Source organism: Pasteurella canis, assembly GCF_900454865.1.
In the GTDB taxonomy this organism is placed as follows: Bacteria; Pseudomonadota; Gammaproteobacteria; order Enterobacterales; family Pasteurellaceae; genus Pasteurella; species Pasteurella canis.
In genome coordinates this window covers 494,913-514,617 of the sequence record NZ_UGTV01000015.1, presented here as the reverse complement: position 1 = coordinate 514,617, position 19,705 = coordinate 494,913, and the positions used below count along the sequence as shown (strand labels likewise).

Here is a 19,705-nt window from a genome sequence, read left to right as displayed (position 1 = left end):
AGAAAGGCAAATCCTGCTTCTCTAGTAGCAGTGTTTTTTGTTCAATTTTTTTAATAGGAGATTATTACTATGGTATTAGTAACTCGTCAAGTGCCAGATTTTACTGCAGCAGCTGTGCTAGGTAATGGTGAAATTGTTAATAATTTTAACTTTAAACAACACATCGCAGGTAAAGCAGCAGTTGTTTTTTTCTACCCACTTGATTTTACATTCGTCTGCCCATCAGAATTAATTGCATTCGATCACCGTTATGAAGAATTCCAAAAACGTGGTGTAGAAGTTATTGGCGTTTCTATCGACTCTGAATTTAGCCATAATGCTTGGCGTAAAACACCAGTAGAAAATGGTGGTATTGGTGAAGTAAAATATGCATTAGTCGCAGACATCAAACATGAAATTGCCCGCGCTTTTGGTATCGAACATCCAGAAGAAGGCGTCGCATTACGTGCTTCTTTCCTAATTGATAAAGAAGGGGTTGTGCGTCATCAAGTAGTTAATGATCTACCATTAGGTCGTAATATCGATGAAATGTTACGTATGGTTGATGCATTACAATTCCATGAAGAACATGGTGAAGTGTGTCCTGCACAATGGGAAAAAGGTAAAGAAGGCATGACTGGTAGCCCTGAAGGTGTAGCAAAATACCTAAAACAGCATGCTGATCAGCTATAATTTTAAGCTATAGCAATTTGAAAATTAAAAGGATTAACGTTAAGTTAATCCTTTTGTTTTATATTAAAAATATAAATAACAATGCATGAATAGTTGTCATAGCTATAAAACAAAAAATCCCTTGAAATAAGGGATTTTTATATTACTAACTCTTAGTTAAACTTTGGTTTTTTAGATGAAGAACGTCCTACTTCTTCTTCAAAGCCTATAACTTGTTTAAATGTATCTAGTAACTCTTTTTGGCTATAAGCAACATAATATTGATCACCTACACATTTTTTCCAAGCATCAACCTGACGTTTAGGTGGACTATAACCAAATGCAACAAATGCAATTCGTGTTGGTAACTCTCTAAAGTTAGGATCTTGTAATGTATCTACCCTCTCCTTAATTCTATCACAAATACCCGCATTTAATAATGATACAAGTGTATCATAAGTCGGCCAGTTGTCTTCCCCATCAGATAATACCATAATAACTCTTTGTGTATTTGTCCCTAATTTTGCTGGTTGAGCTTTAGGATCTTTATTCGCATCCATAATTAAATTAGCTCCAACAATTAAACCTGATGAAGCAGATGTCCACCCTTGTGGATTAATACGGTGCAGTGCTTGAGAAATATTTTTATTTGATTTATCAAACCACGCTTGTGTAGTTTCTTTTCCTCTATTTCCACCTAAGCAGTAACTTTCATTATCAAAGACCAAATGATAATTTTTATTCGAACCATCAAAATCCTGAACTTGGCTAATAGTTCTATTCGTATCCATATATTTATTAAATATAGCTCTCACAGTAGTCCAATCTTGAATTTTCATTGCATAATCCATGATCGTTTTGGGATTTGCTGATATTTGACAACGCATAGGCGAACTTTTTGTACATGTGTTTTCATAAAATTGATCATACTTACCTTTATAATGTACATCAAATCTTACCCAACTATTTTCCCACTGTTGTCTTTTCTCATTCCATTCTAGCTTGGTATTATTTCCAGTGATCCATCTTTCTATAGTTAAATTAATAGGATCTTTCCAAGATTTTCTCTCATAAGGTAAAGTACATTTACTAGACTCATTTTTTTGTCTTACCCCTCCAGAAAAAGTGGTAAAAGCCATACGATTAAAAGGACTGACTTCTTCAGACTCTTTAGCTGGGAATAAAATATTTGAAATTTCACCAACCACTTCTCTCAAAATAGAAATTTTGCTTTTTCCCATTTTCGTTTTATCACTGTTATATCTTCCATTGAGATCTTGATGCATAGAGCCAGAAAAGTCAGCAACGAGCATTAATTCAACAGGAATAACGACTCCTTTTTCTTTGATCGCATAAGTAGTTTGTGAATCTAAAGTCAAACGACCATTTTTCAGAGAGTTTACATTAGCAAGTGACTCACTGACTGGTAACCAAAATTTACGGTCGACACTGCCTTGAACTTGGCAAACAACAGGTTTACGACGAGAATACTCGTTACCTGTTGGTAAATCTAATTCTTCACATAAATACTGAAAGTCTTTAGTTACCTTAACAGGCGCATCAGGATCACCGCTATCTTCTGATCTTAAATATAGCTTGGCTATACCTTGAATTAATTCTTGATTACGTTTTTCCTGTTTCGCCATAAATTCATTTCCACGAAACTTGTCTTTTTCTGCCTTAGAAATCACTTGTCGATTGACATCAGAATGCTTTTTATTTTCCCTATATTCATTATTTTCTGCAATAAGGGCCAATGCAGCTTGATCCATTCCTTGTGCTAGACGTGCTTTATCTAATAAAACCCCTGTTCCATCTACAGTAAAACCAACTAAAACCAATATAGGGAATGCAAGCAATGCTGTCATTACAGTATAGACGCCTTGTTGATCAGCATAAAATTGTTTTAATTTATTATAAAAGCAAAGTGTTAAATTCAATTTTTTCATAAAGTTCCTCCACGATAGACTATCGTGATACTGACATTGATGAAGATCTCATCAAACCTGATGAACGTTGGGATTCATCTAATAATAAAGATTCAAATAGACTATGGGTTTCAACACATAAGGTTACTTGATAAAGTGGTATTTTTCTCTCATTGTTTAATTCAGAACGTGGAGATAAATAACTTAAATCGTCAAGTTTCTTGTATGGCTTACAATCTCCTACTGCACTTGGAATTCTACGACCAGAACCATCTTGTGCCCAATACTCTAAGACAAGACCTACATTCTTATTACTGTCTTTGTTTCCATAAAGTAATCTTTTCGCCAACTTTTCAAATTGCTTATGATCAGTGTCACTAATTTGTGGGGCTCGATTATAGAGTTGTGAACGTTCTCGTAAAATACTGACCATTGTATATGAGGCATTATCTAATTTACCTAATGTTGAACGTAACATGACTAAATCAAATAAAAATGCAAACAAAATAAGAAGAAACATCGACATAAACAAAAACTCTATCGTCACTGAGCCTTCTTTATTTTGTAAAAATCTTTTAATCCTAAATAAACCAAGTTTTTTCATATATAGCTCTACTATAAAATAGAATAATTGATAAACTTTCCTAAATGACAAGAAATTAACCTTGTGAGTTAGAGCTACTACCCGCATTAAAACGAGAACGCTCAAACTCTTGAACAACGACAAATTCACGATTCAAAATCGTCTCTGACCACGATTTTGGAAGGAATAATAATGGTGTCACAAATTTATACTCGTAAGTTAATGAATAACGTGCTAATGTGGCTAAACGACCATCAGGAGAAATAATCTTACCATCCTTATCTTTTTTAGGTTGGCGAAATTTTTCATCTAACAAATTCTGAATACATTCGTGCTCTTTAGCACAATCTACATATTCTACCTTGACTTTAAAATCATTCTTTTCTAATAAAGCAAGATATCCCATTGTTGATTCATCATTAAACTTTTTTTGCTGTTGAAGAGCCTTCCTAAAAGCCTCTTCATAATTACCTGCTGTCGCTTGTTCATTCTTAGCAATACGGACACTTTCCGTAATCGCAAGATCCCAATACGAGGTTGCAATAGCTAAACGACAAAATTCAAAAATAAACATAACAATAAATAAATAGAACGCTATAGTCAGAGCAAATTCAACTGTAGACGTCCCTCTACTATTTGATAGAAAATTTTTCATACCAAATCCTCTTTAATTATCTGCGGACACCCTTCGATGTCTGTTCTGTTTTTTTCAATGCATTAATCAGATCATCAGGAGAAGTATTTAATCTCTCTTTCACGATGATATCTTTTGCATAGTCTATATTGCCATTTTTGACTAATGCAAAAACAAGATTATGAATTAATCGAGGCTCTCTAATACCATTAAGATATTGTGGTAATAATAAAGAAACGGCATTATTAAAATCACCATTTATAATACTTAACATTGCTAGGTTATTAACAGCAACATTATCGTTAATAAAAAATTCTCTTGCTTTCGTAATATCGTTTCGAGCTTGTGTCAAATTACCATTTTGAGCGTAAGCAATTCCTCTTAAATTATATATTTCTCCATCATTAGGTGATTTAGCGAGTAAATCATTGGCAACGGAAATCGCCTCTGCAAATTGTTGTAATTGAATTAGGTTTTTTACCTGTAACGTTTTAGCTTGTGTACCTATTTGACTATTATCAGTTAATAATGGCGATAAGTATAATGAAGATGAATTACTGTCACCGCGCTGATAATATGTTTGTGCAAGTTTATAACGAATTGCAGGATCCTCTTTAGTTTTTAAAACATCTCTATAAAGAGAAATTAATGCTGAATAATTCTGTGTACTTTCATATAATGTTTCTTTTGCAGTAACACTTTCAGGTGAAAGATTTTTTTGCATATTATTAGCGGAACAACCAACAATAGATAATACGAAAATACAAAGTGATGCTTTTTTTGCTACTTTAGAAAACATTTGGAAATACCCTCATTATACCTGGTGCTAAAATTAAAATAATAATTGGAAACATGATAAATAAAATTAGTGGAATACTCATTTTAGCAGATAATGTCCCCAGTTTTTCTTCTATTATTAATAGTTGAAGTTCTCGAATATCTGCTGCTAATTGAATCAAATGCGAATAAATCGAGGAACCAAAATTCAAGCTTTGTTGTAATACTGTACAAAACATTCTTATTTCTGTTGTTGGTAATGAAATAGAAAGGTCTTGTAATGCTTGTGATAGACCTGTTAGCTCAGCTTTACGAATAATTCGCAACATAACATATGTTAAATCAGGATTAAGCTTTTTAAAATCAGTTGCGACTTGCTTTAATGCTGCATCAATACTAATCCCTGTTTGAACATTAACTGCAACTAAATCAATAAAACCAGGGAGGTCAACCATAATTTTCTTCACTTTGGCTTTCAAAATAGTATTAGTTAAAATTCCAGGTATCACAATAATCAGCACAAAAATTATTGCTAATCCAGTTACAAGATCGGCATCATTTTTCAATGCATATAAATAATATAGACCAGCCAAAACTGAAATAACAGCAAACTTAATTTTAATATTTTTATCAAGCATCCCTAGAAATTTCAGGATTGGGTTGTTATTAATAAGCAATAACTCTAATTCTATTTGCTGTTTACTTTTACCTTTTTCAACTGTATCTTCACTTTTTTCTTTAGGGCGTTCTCCCGCCAGAATTTCTTTTGTGCGTTCTAATTTCTTTTTATGAGATAACGTAATTAATAAAACGAAGATCCCAAATACAATTAGCAAAATGTAAAATAAGAAAATTTTCAATGTCATGTTGACTTCCTCATTAACCACCAAATAATCAACATACCAAACAACTCACTTCCAAAAACATAATACAAAACGAATCGACCATTAGGATCATTAAGTAAAAAATCGAAGTTTTCAGGCATTGCAAATTGCATAAATAAGAAAAAGCCGATAGGGAACATCGCTACAATAAAAGCCGACATTCTCGCCTCAGAAGTCATTGCTTTCTTTTTTTGTTCCATTTTTTTACTGTCGGCAATAACTCTTCCTAAACGAGATATGACTTCTCTAATTTGCCCACCCTTAGAAAGATTAGTGCGAATAATAGTAATAAAGAAATAAAATTCTTTATATGGATAGCGGCTATAACTATCTTCAAACACAGCCATTGGCTCTTCACCCAGAGCGAGGCGTTTGTGAATACTCTTAAATTCTTCGCCAAGTTGCCCTGTTAAGTCTTTTCCGCATCGTTCTAATGCTTGTAGTAAACCTGCGCCTCCTGTTGCTGCTGCGTTCATAATCTGAATAACTTCAGGGAACATAGCATTAAACATTTTTTGGTTGCGATGTTGTCCAAATTTCCACACAAAAACAATAAAAGCAAAAATAAAGAGACAAACAAAAATCCACCGTTCAAGACGAACATAAGCAATATTCACAAAAAATAAGATCAGAAAAACAGCAGCAGTAATAATAATATTTCTTAATAATTTCTTTTTATCACCACCGATAAAATAATACTGCCATAACACAATTTTTCTTCTTATACTGTCAATAATATCTGCCGTTTTATTTAAGGAAACATCATTGGATTGTATTTTTTTTCTGGTAGTTCGCCACCCTGTTGCAGTATAGAGAAATAACACTGCACCAAAAGCGAGAATTAAATAATACATTAAGATCATTTAACTTTCCTCAAAAATACTTTGTAACTCAGCACTCAAATTAAATACTTGCGCATTTTGATAAACAATAGAACGAGTTAATAAACCATGAGAAATAAATTCACCTGTGATTTTTCCATTTTCATCTCGATATTTACTTGGTTGATAGGAGAAAATATCTTGCATAACAATTTGTCCATTTTCCATTCCCATTAACTCTGTAATATTCATTATTTTTCTTGAGCCATCATTTAAACGTGAAGCTTGTACAATCAAGTTAACAGCAGAAGCAATATTTCGACGAATTGCCTCAAGAGGTAATGATGCATTTGACATCATCACCATACTTTCTAAACGAGCAGTCGCATCACGAGGGCTATTGGCGTGGAGAGTAGACATTGAACCGTCATGTCCAGTATTCATTGCTTGCAACATTTGAAAAGCTTCACCACCACGACACTCACCCACAATAATTCGTTCTGGACGCATACGTAAAGCGTTAATTACAAGATCTTGCATCGTAATTTCACCTGTTCGCTCTACTCCCGCTAAACGTGTTTCTAAACGAACAACATGTGGCTGTTCTAAACGCAACTCAGCAGTATCTTCTAATGTAATGACTCGCTCTTGCGGGGAAATATAATTAGATAATGCATTCAACAGCGTTGTTTTACCCGAGCCCGTACCACCAGAGACAATAATGTTCACGCGAGATCTTGCTGCAATAATTAAAAAATTAGCCATTTCTCGTGTCATGGAACCAAAATTAACAAGTTCTTGCAACGACTTTTTGGATTTACTGAATTTACGGATAGAAATTGATGTACCATCAAGAGCAATGGGTGCAATAACCACATTTAGACGGCTTCCATCGGGTAATCGAGAGTCAACTAATGGGCTACCATCATCAATTCGACGTCCAACTCTCGCAACTAATCGTTTAGCTATATCAGTTAGCTGCTCATTGCTAATAAATACTTTATCAGTTTTTTCTAGAATACCCGCTCTTTCAACCCAGACATCATCAGGACCATTAACTAAAATATCATTGACAGTATCATCTTCCATTAATTCTCTAATTGGTCCATAACCACCAATCTCATCAGCGATATTCTCAGCCATAAACAAGGCATCTGCCGATGTAATATAGATATTCCCTTTTCCAGCAACACGATAAACGATCTGAACTAACTCATCTACGAGTTTACTTCTTTCACTTTGTATTTCATCAATTTTTTCAACATCTAAATTACTGAGTAATTCATTTCTAAAAAAAACTTGTTGTTCTTTCGTCAACATATTCTATGATCTTCTTCTATTTTTAATTACCTGTTATCGTTTTACGTAAGGAAGAAAATAAACTTTGTTTTTCTTTTTTCGATTTATGGCGTGATATCACCCCAATCACTTTCATCATTAAAGCATTAATCTCTTTTTTTCCTACACGCCCTAAATCAATATCTAAAACTGTCTTAGCATCTGTTTTCTTTAAAAAAGGAATCACAACGTCTATAGGACATTTTAATAATGTCTCAATATCATTCGTTGCCATTAATTTAGACGTTTCTAAACTGTTATCAGATATACAGATAAAAGTACGGATTGGTTTACCTGTTGCATTTCTTACACGCTCACACTCATCTAAGAATTGCTTAGCAACTCTTAAAGCAGCAATAGTACGCTCTACAACTAAAACACAAGTATTGCTATATTCTAAGAATTTAGAAAAATCATCTTTATCTACATTAAAAATTGGCTGATCATAAATGATAAAATTATATTTATCTGTTGTAGAATTAGGTAGCTTAGCTGGAATACCACTATAGAGATCAAAATTAGGTAGATACTCTACGATGTCTCCTTGTAATTTTTTATCAAAAGCAAGATCTAAATCCTGCGATCCATTTGGTCCTTGAGCTAATAAAACGGGGACTTTTTTATTTAAGAAAATCTCATTTGCTAAATGAGCACTAATCAGGCTAGCTCCAGAGCCCCCTTTACAACTTAATACAGCAATTTTTACCGTATGACGAACTAAAGGAATATTTACACCTGATACTATTTTCTCGGCCATTTGTTTAAGTTGTGTATCTGAGTGAAAATAAAGAATACCTTCCTCTAATAATTTTTGTGCTAGCGAAATCGAATCACTCTGACCAATAACACAACACCAAACATTTTGGGGCACAACACTATAAATGTTTTCCGAAATAACTTTTATATCTGTCTCATTTCTAATGTCGACAATAACACCTAATGTTTCTTCTGCCACAAATGCTAGATCAGATGATGACAAAAAGTCACTATTAATGATCTCTAAATTTTCTAACCCTTTTGTACGTAAAATCTGAGCAATATCACTCTGAATGTGCTCTTGACTAGAGACCACTATAATTTTTCGGGCACTGTCAACTGTAACTTTTTCCTTATCAAGTAATAACATAAAGCAACCCCTTTAAGATTAATATTTTAATTGAATACGATGGTTACTTTTTGTTGCACAAGGATTAATTCCATCCCAACTCATCATATCTTCTGCTGTATCAATTAAACAACGCGTTTTCTTTGAAGCTATTTTCGTCACTTCTATATAAAGTGGATAAACAGTCTTTTTATTCTGGCTACGAACAAGTTTAATCGATTTGCTTTCTATGCCTTTTTTCATTAAAAAATTGCGAATTCTTGCTGCATTTTTTTGTGATTTTTTATCACTCCAAATTATATTTACGCGTTTACTGTTATCACTACCTAAATCTCTCACAACAGCACGAATAATATTATGGTAAGCAACATCAGAATGTTCAGATAACATGTAACGATTGACTAATTGTGTTCTACTAAAATCATCTAACTGATGTGGCTGTGCTAATTTAGTATTATCTACTAATTCATCTTTCACAAACGCCATCGTTTGTGTTGAAGTTAACGCAATAAAAAGGGTTAAACCAATAGCTAATTTTCTCATTGAATAAATCCTCCATTTCTCAAGAAATTAGAGCTTAATGTTTTATGATAGACATTTTTAATTGGCGTTAAATTAAAGAAGCGCTCCATAGTTCCTGTTTGCTCAAATGTAGGATACACAATTTCACTTTCTTGTACTGGTTTAACAACATTCACTGTAGCGACAATTACAAGCTCTCTATCTTCTCTATCTGTTTTGGCATTACGGAAAAATGCGCCTAATACAGGAATATCACCTAACAGTGGAACCTTATTAATTCCTTCTGCATCTTGTGAACTAAATAGTCCCCCAATGATAAAACTTTCTCCATCTGCTACTTCAAAAATAGATTTTGCGCGACGAGTATTAAAAAAAGGTACTGCTCCTACATTCTCATAAGAATAATTACCTGCGATACTACTGACGCTTTGATCTAAAGCTAGACGAATACGGTTATTCTTTTGCACTTTAGCACCAACGAGCAACTTGACACCAAACTCTTTATAAATAATGTTAGCACTACCCTCTTTATCTTTTTGTGCAAATGGAATCTCACCACCTACTAAGATATCTGCTGTTTCACCAGATAGTAGAGAAATACTTGGCTCTGCTAAGATTTTTCCATTATTTTGGTTATCTAATGCATTGATAAATGCAGAAACACCCGTAGCATTTAATTGTAAAATAGAGCCCGAACCGTCAAATCCGCCACTTCCTGACCAACTTCCGCCCAATAATGAGCCACTATGAACGCCGACAACACGTCCCCAGTTAATTCCTAATGCTTCTGTTAATTTTTTATTGACTTCAACAACAGAAAGTTTCACATTAATTTGAGTCGTATCTCTTACATTTGCATTATTAATTACGCCATCAAATTGATACTTATCTAAGAAAGGTACATATTCACTTACACCACCTGAGCGATTAAATGTGGTTTCTGTTACTTTTTTGCCTTTACCTAAAGCTTCGCCAACGATACGATGCGCTTCATCACTTTCTTCTTGAGTAAGCGCTTTCCCTTCAATCACATAAGCCTGCCCTACTTTCTTCACTGAAAGATTTGAGTTTGGGAAACGTGCTTTAATCTGTCTATTTGTATCGGCTATATCATTTATATTATTAATGATTGAGTTAACATTAATAATATCTGTTGTAAGTGGCTTACCATCTTCGCCAAAAGCGGTGATTTCTGAGCGTCCTTCTTCTTTGGCGTAAATGATGAAACTGTTATCATCTAAAATTTCATAGTCTGCAACAGTAGGCGAAGAGACAAAAATAGTATCAATTTTCTGTTCTGTGCGAATTAACTTTGTCCCGCCTTGTTCTAAATTAAATGTCTGTGCAAAGACATTGAGTGAGAAAAATGTCCCTAGTCCAATATATAATGCAGAAAGCAATCTCTTTTTTATTTTCTTATCTTTCATTATTCGTTACCTCTTAATTTTCTAATAAATAGACCTTTGTTATTTGTACTTTCTACTTGATTACTTGATGGTAATATAATTAATTGAGAACCTTTTTCTAATGAATAAAATAGTTTGGCTTGTGCTGGATTTACTTTAAGATTTATATATCCAATATATTCATCAGAGAGTTCATCTTTTTTCACTACTTCATTATTTTCACCTATTGCTTGAAACTCTTTTACTTGTAATACTAATACATTATCTAACAATTTAAGTAGTGCATATCGCTCAGTACTATCCTCACGAGAACGTGTGGCGACTTTTTGATTATATATAGAGACATAATTACCACTCTGTATTGTATCTAATACATAACTTTCTGTTGGTTTAAGATAAACACGAAAGGCTATTTCTTGTTTAGGATCGAGGCTGGTTAACAAGAATTTAGGATCATTAGGTGAAATCACAACAGATTTTGATAAAAGTGAACCTGATTTAAGATTTTGAGCCACTAAATGACCTTGTAAATTTTTTGTATTAGAGAGTGATAATACGTCTGTTAAGTCATTATTCACAAGGGGATTATCTTCTGTTACCGTTAATTCACTTAACGCATAATCTTCTACTTGCAATAAGCTTCCTGCATCAACATCTCGTTTGAGCTCTGCGATTAAGATGAGTTTTTCTGGTTTCTTTTCTACTGTAACGGGTTCACCCGCTTCATTGACAATAGTGCCTGAATTCTCTGTAGGCATAAATAAAATCCCACCAATACCTACAATAAGTGTAAGCAAGGATATGATAAATAACATTCTATAATTCATTATTACCCCTTAAATTATTTATATAATGATGTTCATTTTTTAAATTCTTTTTTATTTAAATACTAAATAGCAATAGATTAATGATAAAGCCAGAAGCGATCGCAACGCCATAAGGCAATCCCTGTTTTCTGATTGAATTTCGAAAAAAAAGTAATCCTACTATAATTAAAATCAATCCAGAAAATGCAGTAAAGAAGAAAAAATAAATAATTTGTTCATTTGGCAAAGCTAGCATCAGTACTGAAATGAGTTTAATATCTCCAGCCCCGATAATACGAAAGGAAAATAAAATAAAGCCGATTACTAACACCAATAACGCGGGTATTATATTAATCTCTCCATGCTTTAACCAAGCTAATGGCAACACCACCACTAATAAAATGAATACAATCTTATTACTAATAATTCTTGATCTTATATCTGTCCATGAAAGAATGATTAATAATAAAATTATGATAGATTGCAATCCAATAATAATTCCATTCGCCACATCCACAAAATCAACCTCCTATTTAGTTAATATTGCTGTTAGAATTATAGAAGTAAGTAATTGTAATTTCGTTTGCAATGCTGTAATAAAATTACTATCTCCATATAACACAACCATCAGAAATGCAGCTATAGCAACTGCAATCAATCCATATTCAATAGAAGTTACCCCTCTTTGATCTTTAAATAATAAATTTTGGATTAAAAACTTCATTCCTTTTTACTCTAAAGCTAGCCCATAAAAATAGGCTAGCCAATGTTTAGGTATAAAAATTAAATGCTATTAACCTGTAATTTTAGTTCCTGCTGATTCAATAGTTCCTTTTAAAGTACTATTAAATTGTGATTTTAAGCTATCGATAAAACCACCATCTTTGTAAAATACAGCAACAATTAATACTGCTACTGCAACAGCAATTAGACCATATTCGATTGCAGTCACACCGCGCTCATCTTTTTTGAAGTTACGAATCGATTCAGTTACTGCAATATAAGCTTTTGTCGTTAATTTATTAAACATGTTGATATGCTCCTAAATGTTAAATTAAATATTAAATATTAAACATCCTCTCATTTTTGAGAGAATATGTTATTTAGCGATTATTTACGATCACATAAGAAAAATTATTTTAATCGCTAAATAATCTAAAGAGATTTTAATCTGTTTTATTTAAAACTGAAATAAAAAAAATACGCAACCGTACTGGTCCGATGAGTTAAAGTAGAACGGTTATTAAAAGAAAGGCTTTAAAAAAGAACAATAACTAATATTACATCAAATTCAATTTGCTCATAGGATAATAAATAATAACAATTCTAAATTACATACTGGTTAATGTAATATCTATAGCATTAGATCGACTAAATAATTCCAAGAAATAAAGATAAAAAGATAAAGATATGAAAAATACAAATGGTGCCCGAGGCCAGACTTGAACTGGCACGCTTCGAAAAGCGAGGGATTTTAAATCCCTTGTGTCTACCGATTTCACCACTCGGGCTTATCTACAAGATAATGATATTTTGGAGCGGGAAACGAGGCTCGAACTCGCGACCCCAACCTTGGCAAGGTTGTGCTCTACCAACTGAGCTATTCCCGCTTTGAGTTAATTTATTGTGTTCCTAAACAACGAGGTGAATTTTACCTATTTATAAAAAGTAGTCAAATAAAAAATGCAAAAGAATTACTCAACTGATTAAAAACAAATCACAATAATGAAAAGTGAGTTTATTTTTATGAAAAGCCATGTTATTTGGCAGTATATGTTTAATTTAAAACTATCTTATGTTTAACATTCGCTATTAAAAATCAAACTGCCATCTATTCTCCATTGAGAAATGGACCTTAATTAACTATTAGTCTTTATTTTCTACAACACTTACAAATGGCAGTGTAGCGTAAGGAATAATGTATTCCATTCCTTTCTAATTTTTAAAATAAACAATTTCATATAAAAAAGCACCTGACTAAGGTGCTTTTTAGTTTTCTTGCCAAGAACTATAATGTTAGATCGGATAATAAGCTACCCTTTGCAGCTTTAAGATATTGTAACATGGACCAAACTGTTAAAATCGCCGCAATATAAAGTAAGACAATTGCTGTAATTTCCATTACAACATTATAACGCCATAACAAGCCTCCCAACGCAAGCATTTGTGCGGTTGTTTTTACTTTTCCGAGCCATGAAACAGCCACTTTATTACGATCGCCAATCTCTGCCATCCATTCTCTCAGCGCTGAAATAATAATTTCTCTGGAAATCATAATCACGGCTGGGAGGGTTATCCAAAATGAATGGTGATATTCAACGACTAACGCGAGTGCTACTGTAACCATCACTTTATCTGCAACAGGATCTAAAAATGCTCCAAAACGCGTTGTTTGTTTCCATTTTCGCGCTAAGTAGCCATCAAACCAATCCGTTATACCCGCAATACAAAATATAAATGTAGTGAGTAAAGGCGCCCATGAAAAAGGCAAATAAAAGGCGATCACAAAAAAGGGGATTAAAATCACTCTAAATAGTGTGAGGAAGGTAGGTATGTTAGGTTTCATAGAATAGTGTTTGGTCAGTTTTTATAATATATTTATTCTAGAACATATCGCTTTATTTGGAAATGGAATTTTCCTCTCTATTTAAAATTCCCGTCTTAATGTTGTAATGCCTCATAAATTCGTTTGGCTAAAGCTTTAGAAATACCTGGTACAGATGCGATTTCAGACAATGTTGCTTTCTTAACACCTTGCATTCCGCCGAGATATTTTAATAATGCTTGGCGACGTTTTGCCCCGACCCCTTCTATGGTTTCTAACCCACTTTGAATAAACGCCTGTTGCCGTTTTTTGCGGTGTCCACTGATTGCATGATGATGACTTTCGTCTCGGATATGCTGGATAAGGTGTAATGCTAAATGATCAGCTGGTAAATGAATTTCCGTTTCTGTTTCCCCTATAATTAAGGTTTCCAGTCCAGCTTTCCGATCAATACCTTTCGCGACACCAATTAATTGCGGTCGGTTTTTATCCCATTTGACATTTAATTGGGCAAAAACTTGCTTTGCACGATTTAATTGCCCTTTCCCTCCATCAATAAAAATCACATCTGGGATTTTATCTTGCTCTAAAGTTCTGTCATAACGCTTAAGTAACGCCTGTTCCATCGCGGCATAATCATCACCGCCAGTAATTCCCTCAATATTAAAGCGGCGATAATCTGATTTTAGCGGTCCTTCTTGATTAAATACTACACAAGAGGCGATTGTTTGCTGTCCCATTGTATGACTAATATCAAAACATTCCATACGTTTAATTTCAGGCAACTTTAATAAGCTTTGTAAAGCTTGATAACGCTCTTGGATTAAGTTCGTTTGTTTTAATTGCGTTGCTAAAGCTGATTTTGCGTTCATTTGTGCCAGTTGTAGATACTGACTTTTATTACCTTTGGCGTGATCTTGAATTTGTACTTTACGCCCCGCTTGCTGGGTCAATAATGTTTCTAATTCGTTTTTTTCGACTAATTTATGATCGACAACAATACTATTAGGAATGCTACGCCCTTGATGTGCTTGTAAGTAGAATTGTCCGACAAAAGTCGCTGTCAGCTCAGCAAGATCGGTATTAGCTGGCACTTTTGGAAAATAACTTCGATTACCTAAGATTTTACCTTGTCGAATAAAGAGGACTTGTACACAAGCTATACCTAATTGATAGGCGATTGACATAATATCTATATCATCTAGCCGCTCATTGGAGACAAATTGTTTTTCAATCACTGCTCGGACAGCTTGAATTTGGTCACGAATTTTTGCTGCCAATTCAAAATTAAGTTCCCTACTCGCCTGCTCCATTTTAGTGACTAAGTGATCCAGTACTTGTTGATCTTTACCCTGTAAAAAAAGACGAGCAAACTCAACTTGTTGGAGATAATCTTCATCACTCACATAGCCAGAGACACAAGGCGCTGTACAGCGCCCAATTTGATACTGTAAGCAAGGTCGAGAGCGATTATTATAAACTGCATTTTCACATTGACGAATCGGAAACAATTTTTGTAACAAGGAAAGCGTTTCTCTGACCGCACTCGCATGTGGGTAGGGACCAAAGTACTCACCCTTTATTTTTTTGCTTCCTCGATATGCTGTAATACGGGGATGGCGTTCGTCAGTTAACAAAATATAAGGATAGGACTTATCATCTCGTAATAATACATTGTAACGAGGTTGATAGGTTTTAATATAGTTATGCTCAAGAAGTAGTGCCTCTGTTTCAGAAGATGTGATAGTCGTTTCAATACGTGCAATTGAAGCTACTAATGCTTCGGTTTTTTTGCTGGTTAGATGAGCTCGGAAATAACTAGCAAGCCGTTTTTTAAGATCTTTTGCTTTTCCGACATAAATCACATTGTCTTTATCGTCATACATACGATAAACACCTGACAGATGAGGTACATGTGCTAAAAAAGATTTTGCATCAAACATAACGGAGTACTAAAAAATTTTCGTTTATTTTTGATGTAGAAGTGACCGCACTTTTTCAAGATCCTCTAAAGTATCCACACCAACTGGTGGCACTTCTTGGGCTAACTCTACATGGATTTTTTCACCATGCCATAATACACGGAGCTGCTCCAAACTTTCGATTTGTTCTAACGCTGTCGGTTGCCATTGTACATATTGTTTAATAAATCCTGCGCGATAGGCGTAGATACCAATATGGCGTAGATAGTGATCGGATAATTTCAACTGTGCTATTTTATCTGCTTGATGATGCAATGTGGCAAACTGATCACGATTCCATGGAATTACTGCTCGTGAGAAATATAACACATAACCATTTTTATCTGTCAGTACTTTTACTGCATTTGGGTTAAACAGCTCTTCTGGGTCGGTTATTTTTACCGCTAAGCTCGCCATTTTCACTTGATACTTGGATAAATTCTCTGCAACTTGACCAACAATTGCAGGCGGAATTAAAGGCTCATCACCTTGAATATTCACAATAATTTCATCTTGTGCAATGCTCAATTTTTCAATGACTTCTGCTAAACGTTCAGTGCCAGAGTTATGCAGAGTAGACGTCATGCAAACTTCTGCGCCAAAATGACGTGCAACTTCGGCAACTTCATTGTGATCCGTTGCGATAATGATACGACTCGCTCCAGATTGCTTCGCTCTGTCAAAAACGTGAGCAATCATTGGTTTGCCTGCGATATCAGCTAAAGGCTTACCAGGTAAACGAGTAGAAGCATAACGAGCAGGAATGATGACAGTAAATGTAGTCATGTTAGTTATCCTCTTGCAACTCTATCAATGGTATTGCTTGTTCTGCTAATAAAACAGGAATACCTTGTTTTATTTCATAAGCCACTTTATCAAAATGGCATACTAATTGTTGATTAGCTTTATCAAGTACTAAGCGCCCATGACACATGGGGCAAGCAACAATGTCTAATAATTTTGTATCCATTTTTTCCTCTCTCAATACTATGCTGGCTATTTTTTGGGATGAAATCTTGCTAAAAATGACCGCACTTTTTCACCTTCAATAACAGCTTCTACTGGTACATACCACCAGTTCGGTTGTGCAAAGGAGAAACACTTTACAGCATCTTTTTCTGTCATTAATAACGGCTGATTATGGTCAAATTTAGCAAATTGATTGATTTCAAATGTTTGATGATCCTGAAAGGCTTGTGTTTGATTTAGCTGAATATTTAATCCCCGTAACATGGAAAAAAAACGTTGTGGATTACCAATTCCAGCGATGGCTGAAACAGCATTAAATGAAGTTAATACACGTTTTTCACCAGTCACTAAATTTACAGCATAATGTGCTTCTAATCTCATCACAATATCTGTATATTGACTCGCCTCACCATTACTAATCACCAAATCTACTTGTTGTAAACGACTTGCTCTTTCACGTAGGGGGCCTGCTGGTAACAAAAGACCATTACCTAAACCACGTTGTGCATCTATTACAACAATTTCAATATCGCGTTGCAATTTATAATGCTGTAATCCATCATCACTGACAATCAAATCACAATCTTGCTGTTGTAATAATAATTCAATAGCCTGTTGGCGATTCGGAGAAATACAAACAGGGACTTGAGTTCGTTTAGCAATTAATACGGGTTCATCGCCACCTAGTAATGGATCAGTTTGTGGTATCACCAATAGTGGATAAGTCTTAGATTGGCTACCATAGCCACGCGAAATAACGCCAACAGTCAACCCTTGTTGTTGTAATTTTTGCACCAGCCAAATAACAACTGGCGTTTTACCATTTCCACCGACAGAAAGATTACCAACAATAATTACAGGCACAGGGGCTCGATAAGAAGAGAGAATACCTTTCTTAAACAAAAGTCTACGTACATAGCTAATCAGCCCAAATAAACAAGAAAAAGGCAACAGTAAAAAACTCACCCAAGAATGCGAATACCAAAATGGCATGTTAATTTCTCTCTAGTCTTGTTTACATTAATGGCTAAATTGCATACTATGTAATTGCTTATAAGCCCCTTCTAATTCAAGCAATTCTTGATGCGTACCACGCTCTTTGATTTCTCCATGCTCAATCACTAAAATTTCATCTGCATTTTCAATTGTTGATAATCGATGGGCAATAACAATCACTGTACGCTCTTTTTGTAATTTTTCTAATGCGAGTTGAATTGAACGTTCTGATTCTGTATCTAAAGCGGATGTAGCTTCATCTAGAATTAATACAGGTGAATTACGTAATAATGCTCGTGCAATGGCTAAACGTTGGCGTTGCCCTCCTGATAAGCTTAGTCCATTCTCACCAATCACGGTATCCAAACCATGTTCAAGTTTTTCGATGAATTCCATTGCATAAGCATCTTCTGCTGCTTTTATAATTTCCTCACGGCTATATTTGTCTTTAGCCGCATAAGCAATATTATTTGCGATAGTATCATTAAAGAGATGAACTTGTTGTGAAACAACAGCACAATTTTCACGCAAACTTGATAAGCGGTAATCTTGAATATTAATACCATCTAATAGGATTTCACCTTGATCAACATCGTAAAAGCGCGTCACTAAATTTGCAATCGTTGACTTCCCAGATCCTGAACGCCCGACTAAAGCGACAGTTTTTCCTTTTTCAACTTCAAAAGATAAATTACGTAATGCGGGCTCTTCACGTCCTTGATAAGTAAACGTAACATTTTTAAATGTAAGATTGCCTTTGACATTTTCCCCTTTATGGGTTCCTAAATCTTTTTCGGTCTCTAAATCGAGTAAGGCAAACAATGTTTGACAAGCTGCCATCCCTTTTTGGAATTGAGCATTCACATTCGTCAATGACTTCAGAGGTCTCATCATAGCCAACATAGAAGAAAATACTACGGTAAACGAACCTGCAGTTAAATTTTGATCCATAATTGTCGGCATTGTTGCTAAATAAAGCACTGCTGCTAAGGCAAAAGAGGCAATAATTTGTACCACAGGATTAGAAATTGCATCAGCTACTGCCATTTTCATCCCTTTACGGCGCATATCATTACTCACATGATTAAAACGCTCCTCTTCCACTAATTGTCCACCAAATGAAAGTACGACTTTATGCCCTTTTAGCATCTGTTCAGCTGTCGCTGTCAGCTCTCCCATCGAATTTTGCATATTTTTACTTAAATCTCTAAAACGTTTAGACACTAAGCGAATTAAGATTGCAATAATCGGACCAATTAAAAAAAGGACTAAAGATAATTGCCAACTGGTATATAGCATGACACCAAATAATGAAATAATGTATGCTCCCTCACGGACAATAGTAATCAATGCACCAGAAGAGGAATTGGCGACCATTTCTGAATCATACGTGATACGAGATAATAATTTACCTGTTGAATTTTTATCAAAGAAAGGAACAGGCATGAACATAAGATGCTTAAATATTCTCCGACGCATTGTCATCACCACTTTGCCTGATACCCAAGATAGGCAATAAGAAGAGATAAAGTTACTCATCCCCCTCAAGAAAATAACTAATACTACGACATATGACATTGTACGTAAAAAAGACGTATCTGCTTTACCGAATCCTTCGTCTAATAAAGGTTTAAGTAAAGATATTAAACCTGCATCAGCTAATGCATTAATAACTAAGGCAACGGCAGAGACAACCAATCCCAGTTTGAAAGGCCGAATAGTTGGCCATAAACGTTTAAATGTTTGTATTGTTGAAAGATCTTTATCTTGCATAGTTTT

The 19,705-nt window shown here is 34.5% G+C and carries 21 protein-coding genes and 2 tRNA genes; 1 reads left to right on the top strand and 22 read right to left on the bottom strand.

Annotation, left to right across the window (positions count from 1 at the left end; translation table 11 throughout):
* The first annotated feature begins 69 nt into the window (after nt 1–69).
* Nucleotides 70–672, top strand: coding sequence for a peroxiredoxin C (locus DYE19_RS03055; protein ID WP_049214008.1), 603 nt, complete (start codon nt 70–72; stop codon nt 670–672).
* A gap of 152 nt (nt 673–824) precedes the next feature.
* Here DYE19_RS03055 and DYE19_RS03050 read toward each other — a convergent pair whose 3' ends face one another.
* From DYE19_RS03050 to msbA, 22 genes are all read right to left on the bottom strand, one after another.
* The gene (locus DYE19_RS03050; protein WP_115322568.1) at nt 825–2,600 is read right to left on the bottom strand and encodes a TadE/TadG family type IV pilus assembly protein; all 1,776 of its coding nucleotides are present in this window, start codon (nt 2,598–2,600) and stop codon (nt 825–827) included.
* Between the two features lie 19 nt (nt 2,601–2,619).
* Nucleotides 2,620–3,183 (bottom strand): tight adherence pilus pseudopilin TadF, encoded by a 564-nt coding sequence (gene tadF, locus DYE19_RS03045; protein ID WP_115322567.1) that lies wholly within the window; start codon nt 3,181–3,183, stop codon nt 2,620–2,622.
* 55 nt (nt 3,184–3,238) lie between these two features.
* Nucleotides 3,239–3,817: a TadE/TadG family type IV pilus assembly protein gene (locus DYE19_RS03040; RefSeq protein WP_115322566.1), complete on the bottom strand. Its 579-nt coding sequence runs from the start codon at nt 3,815–3,817 to the stop codon at nt 3,239–3,241.
* 16 nt (nt 3,818–3,833) lie between these two features.
* Complete coding sequence (locus tag DYE19_RS03035; RefSeq protein WP_115322565.1) at nt 3,834–4,595, bottom strand: tetratricopeptide repeat protein; 762 nt, start codon at nt 4,593–4,595, stop codon at nt 3,834–3,836.
* Entirely contained in the window at nt 4,585–5,439 is an 855-nt protein-coding gene (locus tag DYE19_RS03030; protein WP_115322564.1) for a type II secretion system F family protein, read from the bottom strand. Before DYE19_RS03030 ends, DYE19_RS03035 begins: the two co-directional genes overlap by 11 nt.
* Nucleotides 5,436–6,320: a type II secretion system F family protein gene (locus DYE19_RS03025; protein ID WP_115322563.1), complete on the bottom strand. Its 885-nt coding sequence runs from the start codon at nt 6,318–6,320 to the stop codon at nt 5,436–5,438. The genes DYE19_RS03030 and DYE19_RS03025 overlap by 4 nt, the downstream gene beginning before the upstream one ends.
* Nucleotides 6,321–7,598 (bottom strand): TadA family conjugal transfer-associated ATPase, encoded by a 1,278-nt coding sequence (locus DYE19_RS03020; RefSeq protein ID WP_049214001.1) that lies wholly within the window; start codon nt 7,596–7,598, stop codon nt 6,321–6,323.
* A 22-nt stretch (nt 7,599–7,620) separates the two neighbouring features.
* Nucleotides 7,621–8,742 (bottom strand): CpaE/TadZ family protein, encoded by a 1,122-nt coding sequence (locus DYE19_RS03015; RefSeq protein WP_049214000.1) that lies wholly within the window; start codon nt 8,740–8,742, stop codon nt 7,621–7,623.
* An 18-nt stretch (nt 8,743–8,760) separates the two neighbouring features.
* Nucleotides 8,761–9,264, bottom strand: a complete 504-nt coding sequence (locus DYE19_RS03010; RefSeq protein WP_049213999.1) for a hypothetical protein — start codon at nt 9,262–9,264, stop codon at nt 8,761–8,763.
* Nucleotides 9,261–10,670 carry a type II and III secretion system protein family protein gene (locus DYE19_RS03005; protein ID WP_115322562.1) on the bottom strand — a complete coding sequence of 470 codons (1,410 nt, stop codon included), beginning with the start codon at nt 10,668–10,670 and terminating at the stop codon, nt 9,261–9,263. The genes DYE19_RS03010 and DYE19_RS03005 overlap by 4 nt, the downstream gene beginning before the upstream one ends.
* Nucleotides 10,670–11,476 (bottom strand): flp operon protein C, encoded by an 807-nt coding sequence (locus tag DYE19_RS03000; protein ID WP_115322561.1) that lies wholly within the window; start codon nt 11,474–11,476, stop codon nt 10,670–10,672. Before DYE19_RS03000 ends, DYE19_RS03005 begins: the two co-directional genes overlap by 1 nt.
* Nucleotides 11,477–11,531: 55 nt before the next feature.
* Nucleotides 11,532–11,966, bottom strand: a complete 435-nt coding sequence (locus DYE19_RS02995) for an A24 family peptidase (RefSeq protein WP_255313155.1) — start codon at nt 11,964–11,966, stop codon at nt 11,532–11,534.
* Between the two features lie 18 nt (nt 11,967–11,984).
* Nucleotides 11,985–12,179 carry a Flp family type IVb pilin gene (locus DYE19_RS02990; protein WP_115322560.1) on the bottom strand — a complete coding sequence of 65 codons (195 nt, stop codon included), beginning with the start codon at nt 12,177–12,179 and terminating at the stop codon, nt 11,985–11,987.
* A 69-nt stretch (nt 12,180–12,248) separates the two neighbouring features.
* Complete coding sequence (locus DYE19_RS02985) at nt 12,249–12,485, bottom strand: Flp family type IVb pilin (protein ID WP_115322559.1); 237 nt, start codon at nt 12,483–12,485, stop codon at nt 12,249–12,251.
* Nucleotides 12,486–12,879: 394 nt separating this feature from the next.
* A tRNA-Leu gene (locus DYE19_RS02980) sits at nt 12,880–12,966 on the bottom strand.
* Nucleotides 12,967–12,989: 23 nt separating this feature from the next.
* A tRNA-Gly gene (locus DYE19_RS02975) sits at nt 12,990–13,065 on the bottom strand.
* 398 nt (nt 13,066–13,463) lie between these two features.
* Complete coding sequence (gene pgsA, locus DYE19_RS02970; protein ID WP_115322558.1) at nt 13,464–14,021, bottom strand: CDP-diacylglycerol--glycerol-3-phosphate 3-phosphatidyltransferase; 558 nt, start codon at nt 14,019–14,021, stop codon at nt 13,464–13,466.
* 95 nt (nt 14,022–14,116) lie between these two features.
* Nucleotides 14,117–15,943, bottom strand: a complete 1,827-nt coding sequence (gene uvrC, locus DYE19_RS02965; protein WP_115322557.1) for an excinuclease ABC subunit UvrC — start codon at nt 15,941–15,943, stop codon at nt 14,117–14,119.
* A gap of 24 nt (nt 15,944–15,967) precedes the next feature.
* Nucleotides 15,968–16,747, bottom strand: a complete 780-nt coding sequence (gene kdsB, locus DYE19_RS02960; RefSeq protein WP_115322556.1) for a 3-deoxy-manno-octulosonate cytidylyltransferase — start codon at nt 16,745–16,747, stop codon at nt 15,968–15,970.
* A gap of 1 nt (nt 16,748) precedes the next feature.
* The gene (locus tag DYE19_RS02955; protein WP_049213986.1) at nt 16,749–16,931 is read right to left on the bottom strand and encodes a Trm112 family protein; all 183 of its coding nucleotides are present in this window, start codon (nt 16,929–16,931) and stop codon (nt 16,749–16,751) included.
* A gap of 26 nt (nt 16,932–16,957) precedes the next feature.
* Nucleotides 16,958–17,923 carry a tetraacyldisaccharide 4'-kinase gene (lpxK, locus tag DYE19_RS02950; protein ID WP_115322555.1) on the bottom strand — a complete coding sequence of 322 codons (966 nt, stop codon included), beginning with the start codon at nt 17,921–17,923 and terminating at the stop codon, nt 16,958–16,960.
* A 27-nt stretch (nt 17,924–17,950) separates the two neighbouring features.
* Nucleotides 17,951–19,699, bottom strand: coding sequence for a lipid A ABC transporter ATP-binding protein/permease MsbA (gene msbA / locus DYE19_RS02945; RefSeq protein ID WP_115322554.1), 1,749 nt, complete (start codon nt 19,697–19,699; stop codon nt 17,951–17,953).
* Nucleotides 19,700–19,705: the final 6 nt, after the last annotated feature.

Bases quoted from the DNA above. Each gene is read 5' to 3' on its own strand.
- tadF (WP_115322567.1), bottom strand. From the start codon at position 3,183: ATGAAAAAACTTGGTTTATTTAGGATTAAAAGATTTTTACAAAATAAA.
- DYE19_RS03015 (WP_049214000.1), bottom strand. From the start codon at position 8,742: ATGTTATTACTTGATAAGGAAAAAGTTACAGTTGACAGTGCCCGAAAA.
- DYE19_RS03055 (WP_049214008.1), top strand. From the start codon at position 70: ATGGTATTAGTAACTCGTCAAGTGCCAGATTTTACTGCAGCAGCTGTG.
- DYE19_RS03035 (WP_115322565.1), bottom strand. From the start codon at position 4,595: ATGTTTTCTAAAGTAGCAAAAAAAGCATCACTTTGTATTTTCGTATTA.
- uvrC (WP_115322557.1), bottom strand. From the start codon at position 15,943: ATGTTTGATGCAAAATCTTTTTTAGCACATGTACCTCATCTGTCAGGT.
- DYE19_RS03030 (WP_115322564.1), bottom strand. From the start codon at position 5,439: ATGACATTGAAAATTTTCTTATTTTACATTTTGCTAATTGTATTTGGG.
- DYE19_RS03005 (WP_115322562.1), bottom strand. From the start codon at position 10,670: ATGAAAGATAAGAAAATAAAAAAGAGATTGCTTTCTGCATTATATATT.
- DYE19_RS03050 (WP_115322568.1), bottom strand. From the start codon at position 2,600: ATGAAAAAATTGAATTTAACACTTTGCTTTTATAATAAATTAAAACAA.
- DYE19_RS03000 (WP_115322561.1), bottom strand. From the start codon at position 11,476: ATGAATTATAGAATGTTATTTATCATATCCTTGCTTACACTTATTGTA.
- DYE19_RS02955 (WP_049213986.1), bottom strand. From the start codon at position 16,931: ATGGATACAAAATTATTAGACATTGTTGCTTGCCCCATGTGTCATGGG.
- DYE19_RS03010 (WP_049213999.1), bottom strand. From the start codon at position 9,264: ATGAGAAAATTAGCTATTGGTTTAACCCTTTTTATTGCGTTAACTTCA.
- DYE19_RS02985 (WP_115322559.1), bottom strand. From the start codon at position 12,485: ATGTTTAATAAATTAACGACAAAAGCTTATATTGCAGTAACTGAATCG.
- msbA (WP_115322554.1), bottom strand. From the start codon at position 19,699: ATGCAAGATAAAGATCTTTCAACAATACAAACATTTAAACGTTTATGG.
- pgsA (WP_115322558.1), bottom strand. From the start codon at position 14,021: ATGAAACCTAACATACCTACCTTCCTCACACTATTTAGAGTGATTTTA.
- lpxK (WP_115322555.1), bottom strand. From the start codon at position 17,923: ATGCCATTTTGGTATTCGCATTCTTGGGTGAGTTTTTTACTGTTGCCT.
- DYE19_RS03020 (WP_049214001.1), bottom strand. From the start codon at position 7,598: ATGTTGACGAAAGAACAACAAGTTTTTTTTAGAAATGAATTACTCAGT.
- kdsB (WP_115322556.1), bottom strand. From the start codon at position 16,747: ATGACTACATTTACTGTCATCATTCCTGCTCGTTATGCTTCTACTCGT.
- DYE19_RS02990 (WP_115322560.1), bottom strand. From the start codon at position 12,179: ATGAAGTTTTTAATCCAAAATTTATTATTTAAAGATCAAAGAGGGGTA.
- DYE19_RS03025 (WP_115322563.1), bottom strand. From the start codon at position 6,320: ATGATCTTAATGTATTATTTAATTCTCGCTTTTGGTGCAGTGTTATTT.
- DYE19_RS03040 (WP_115322566.1), bottom strand. From the start codon at position 3,817: ATGAAAAATTTTCTATCAAATAGTAGAGGGACGTCTACAGTTGAATTT.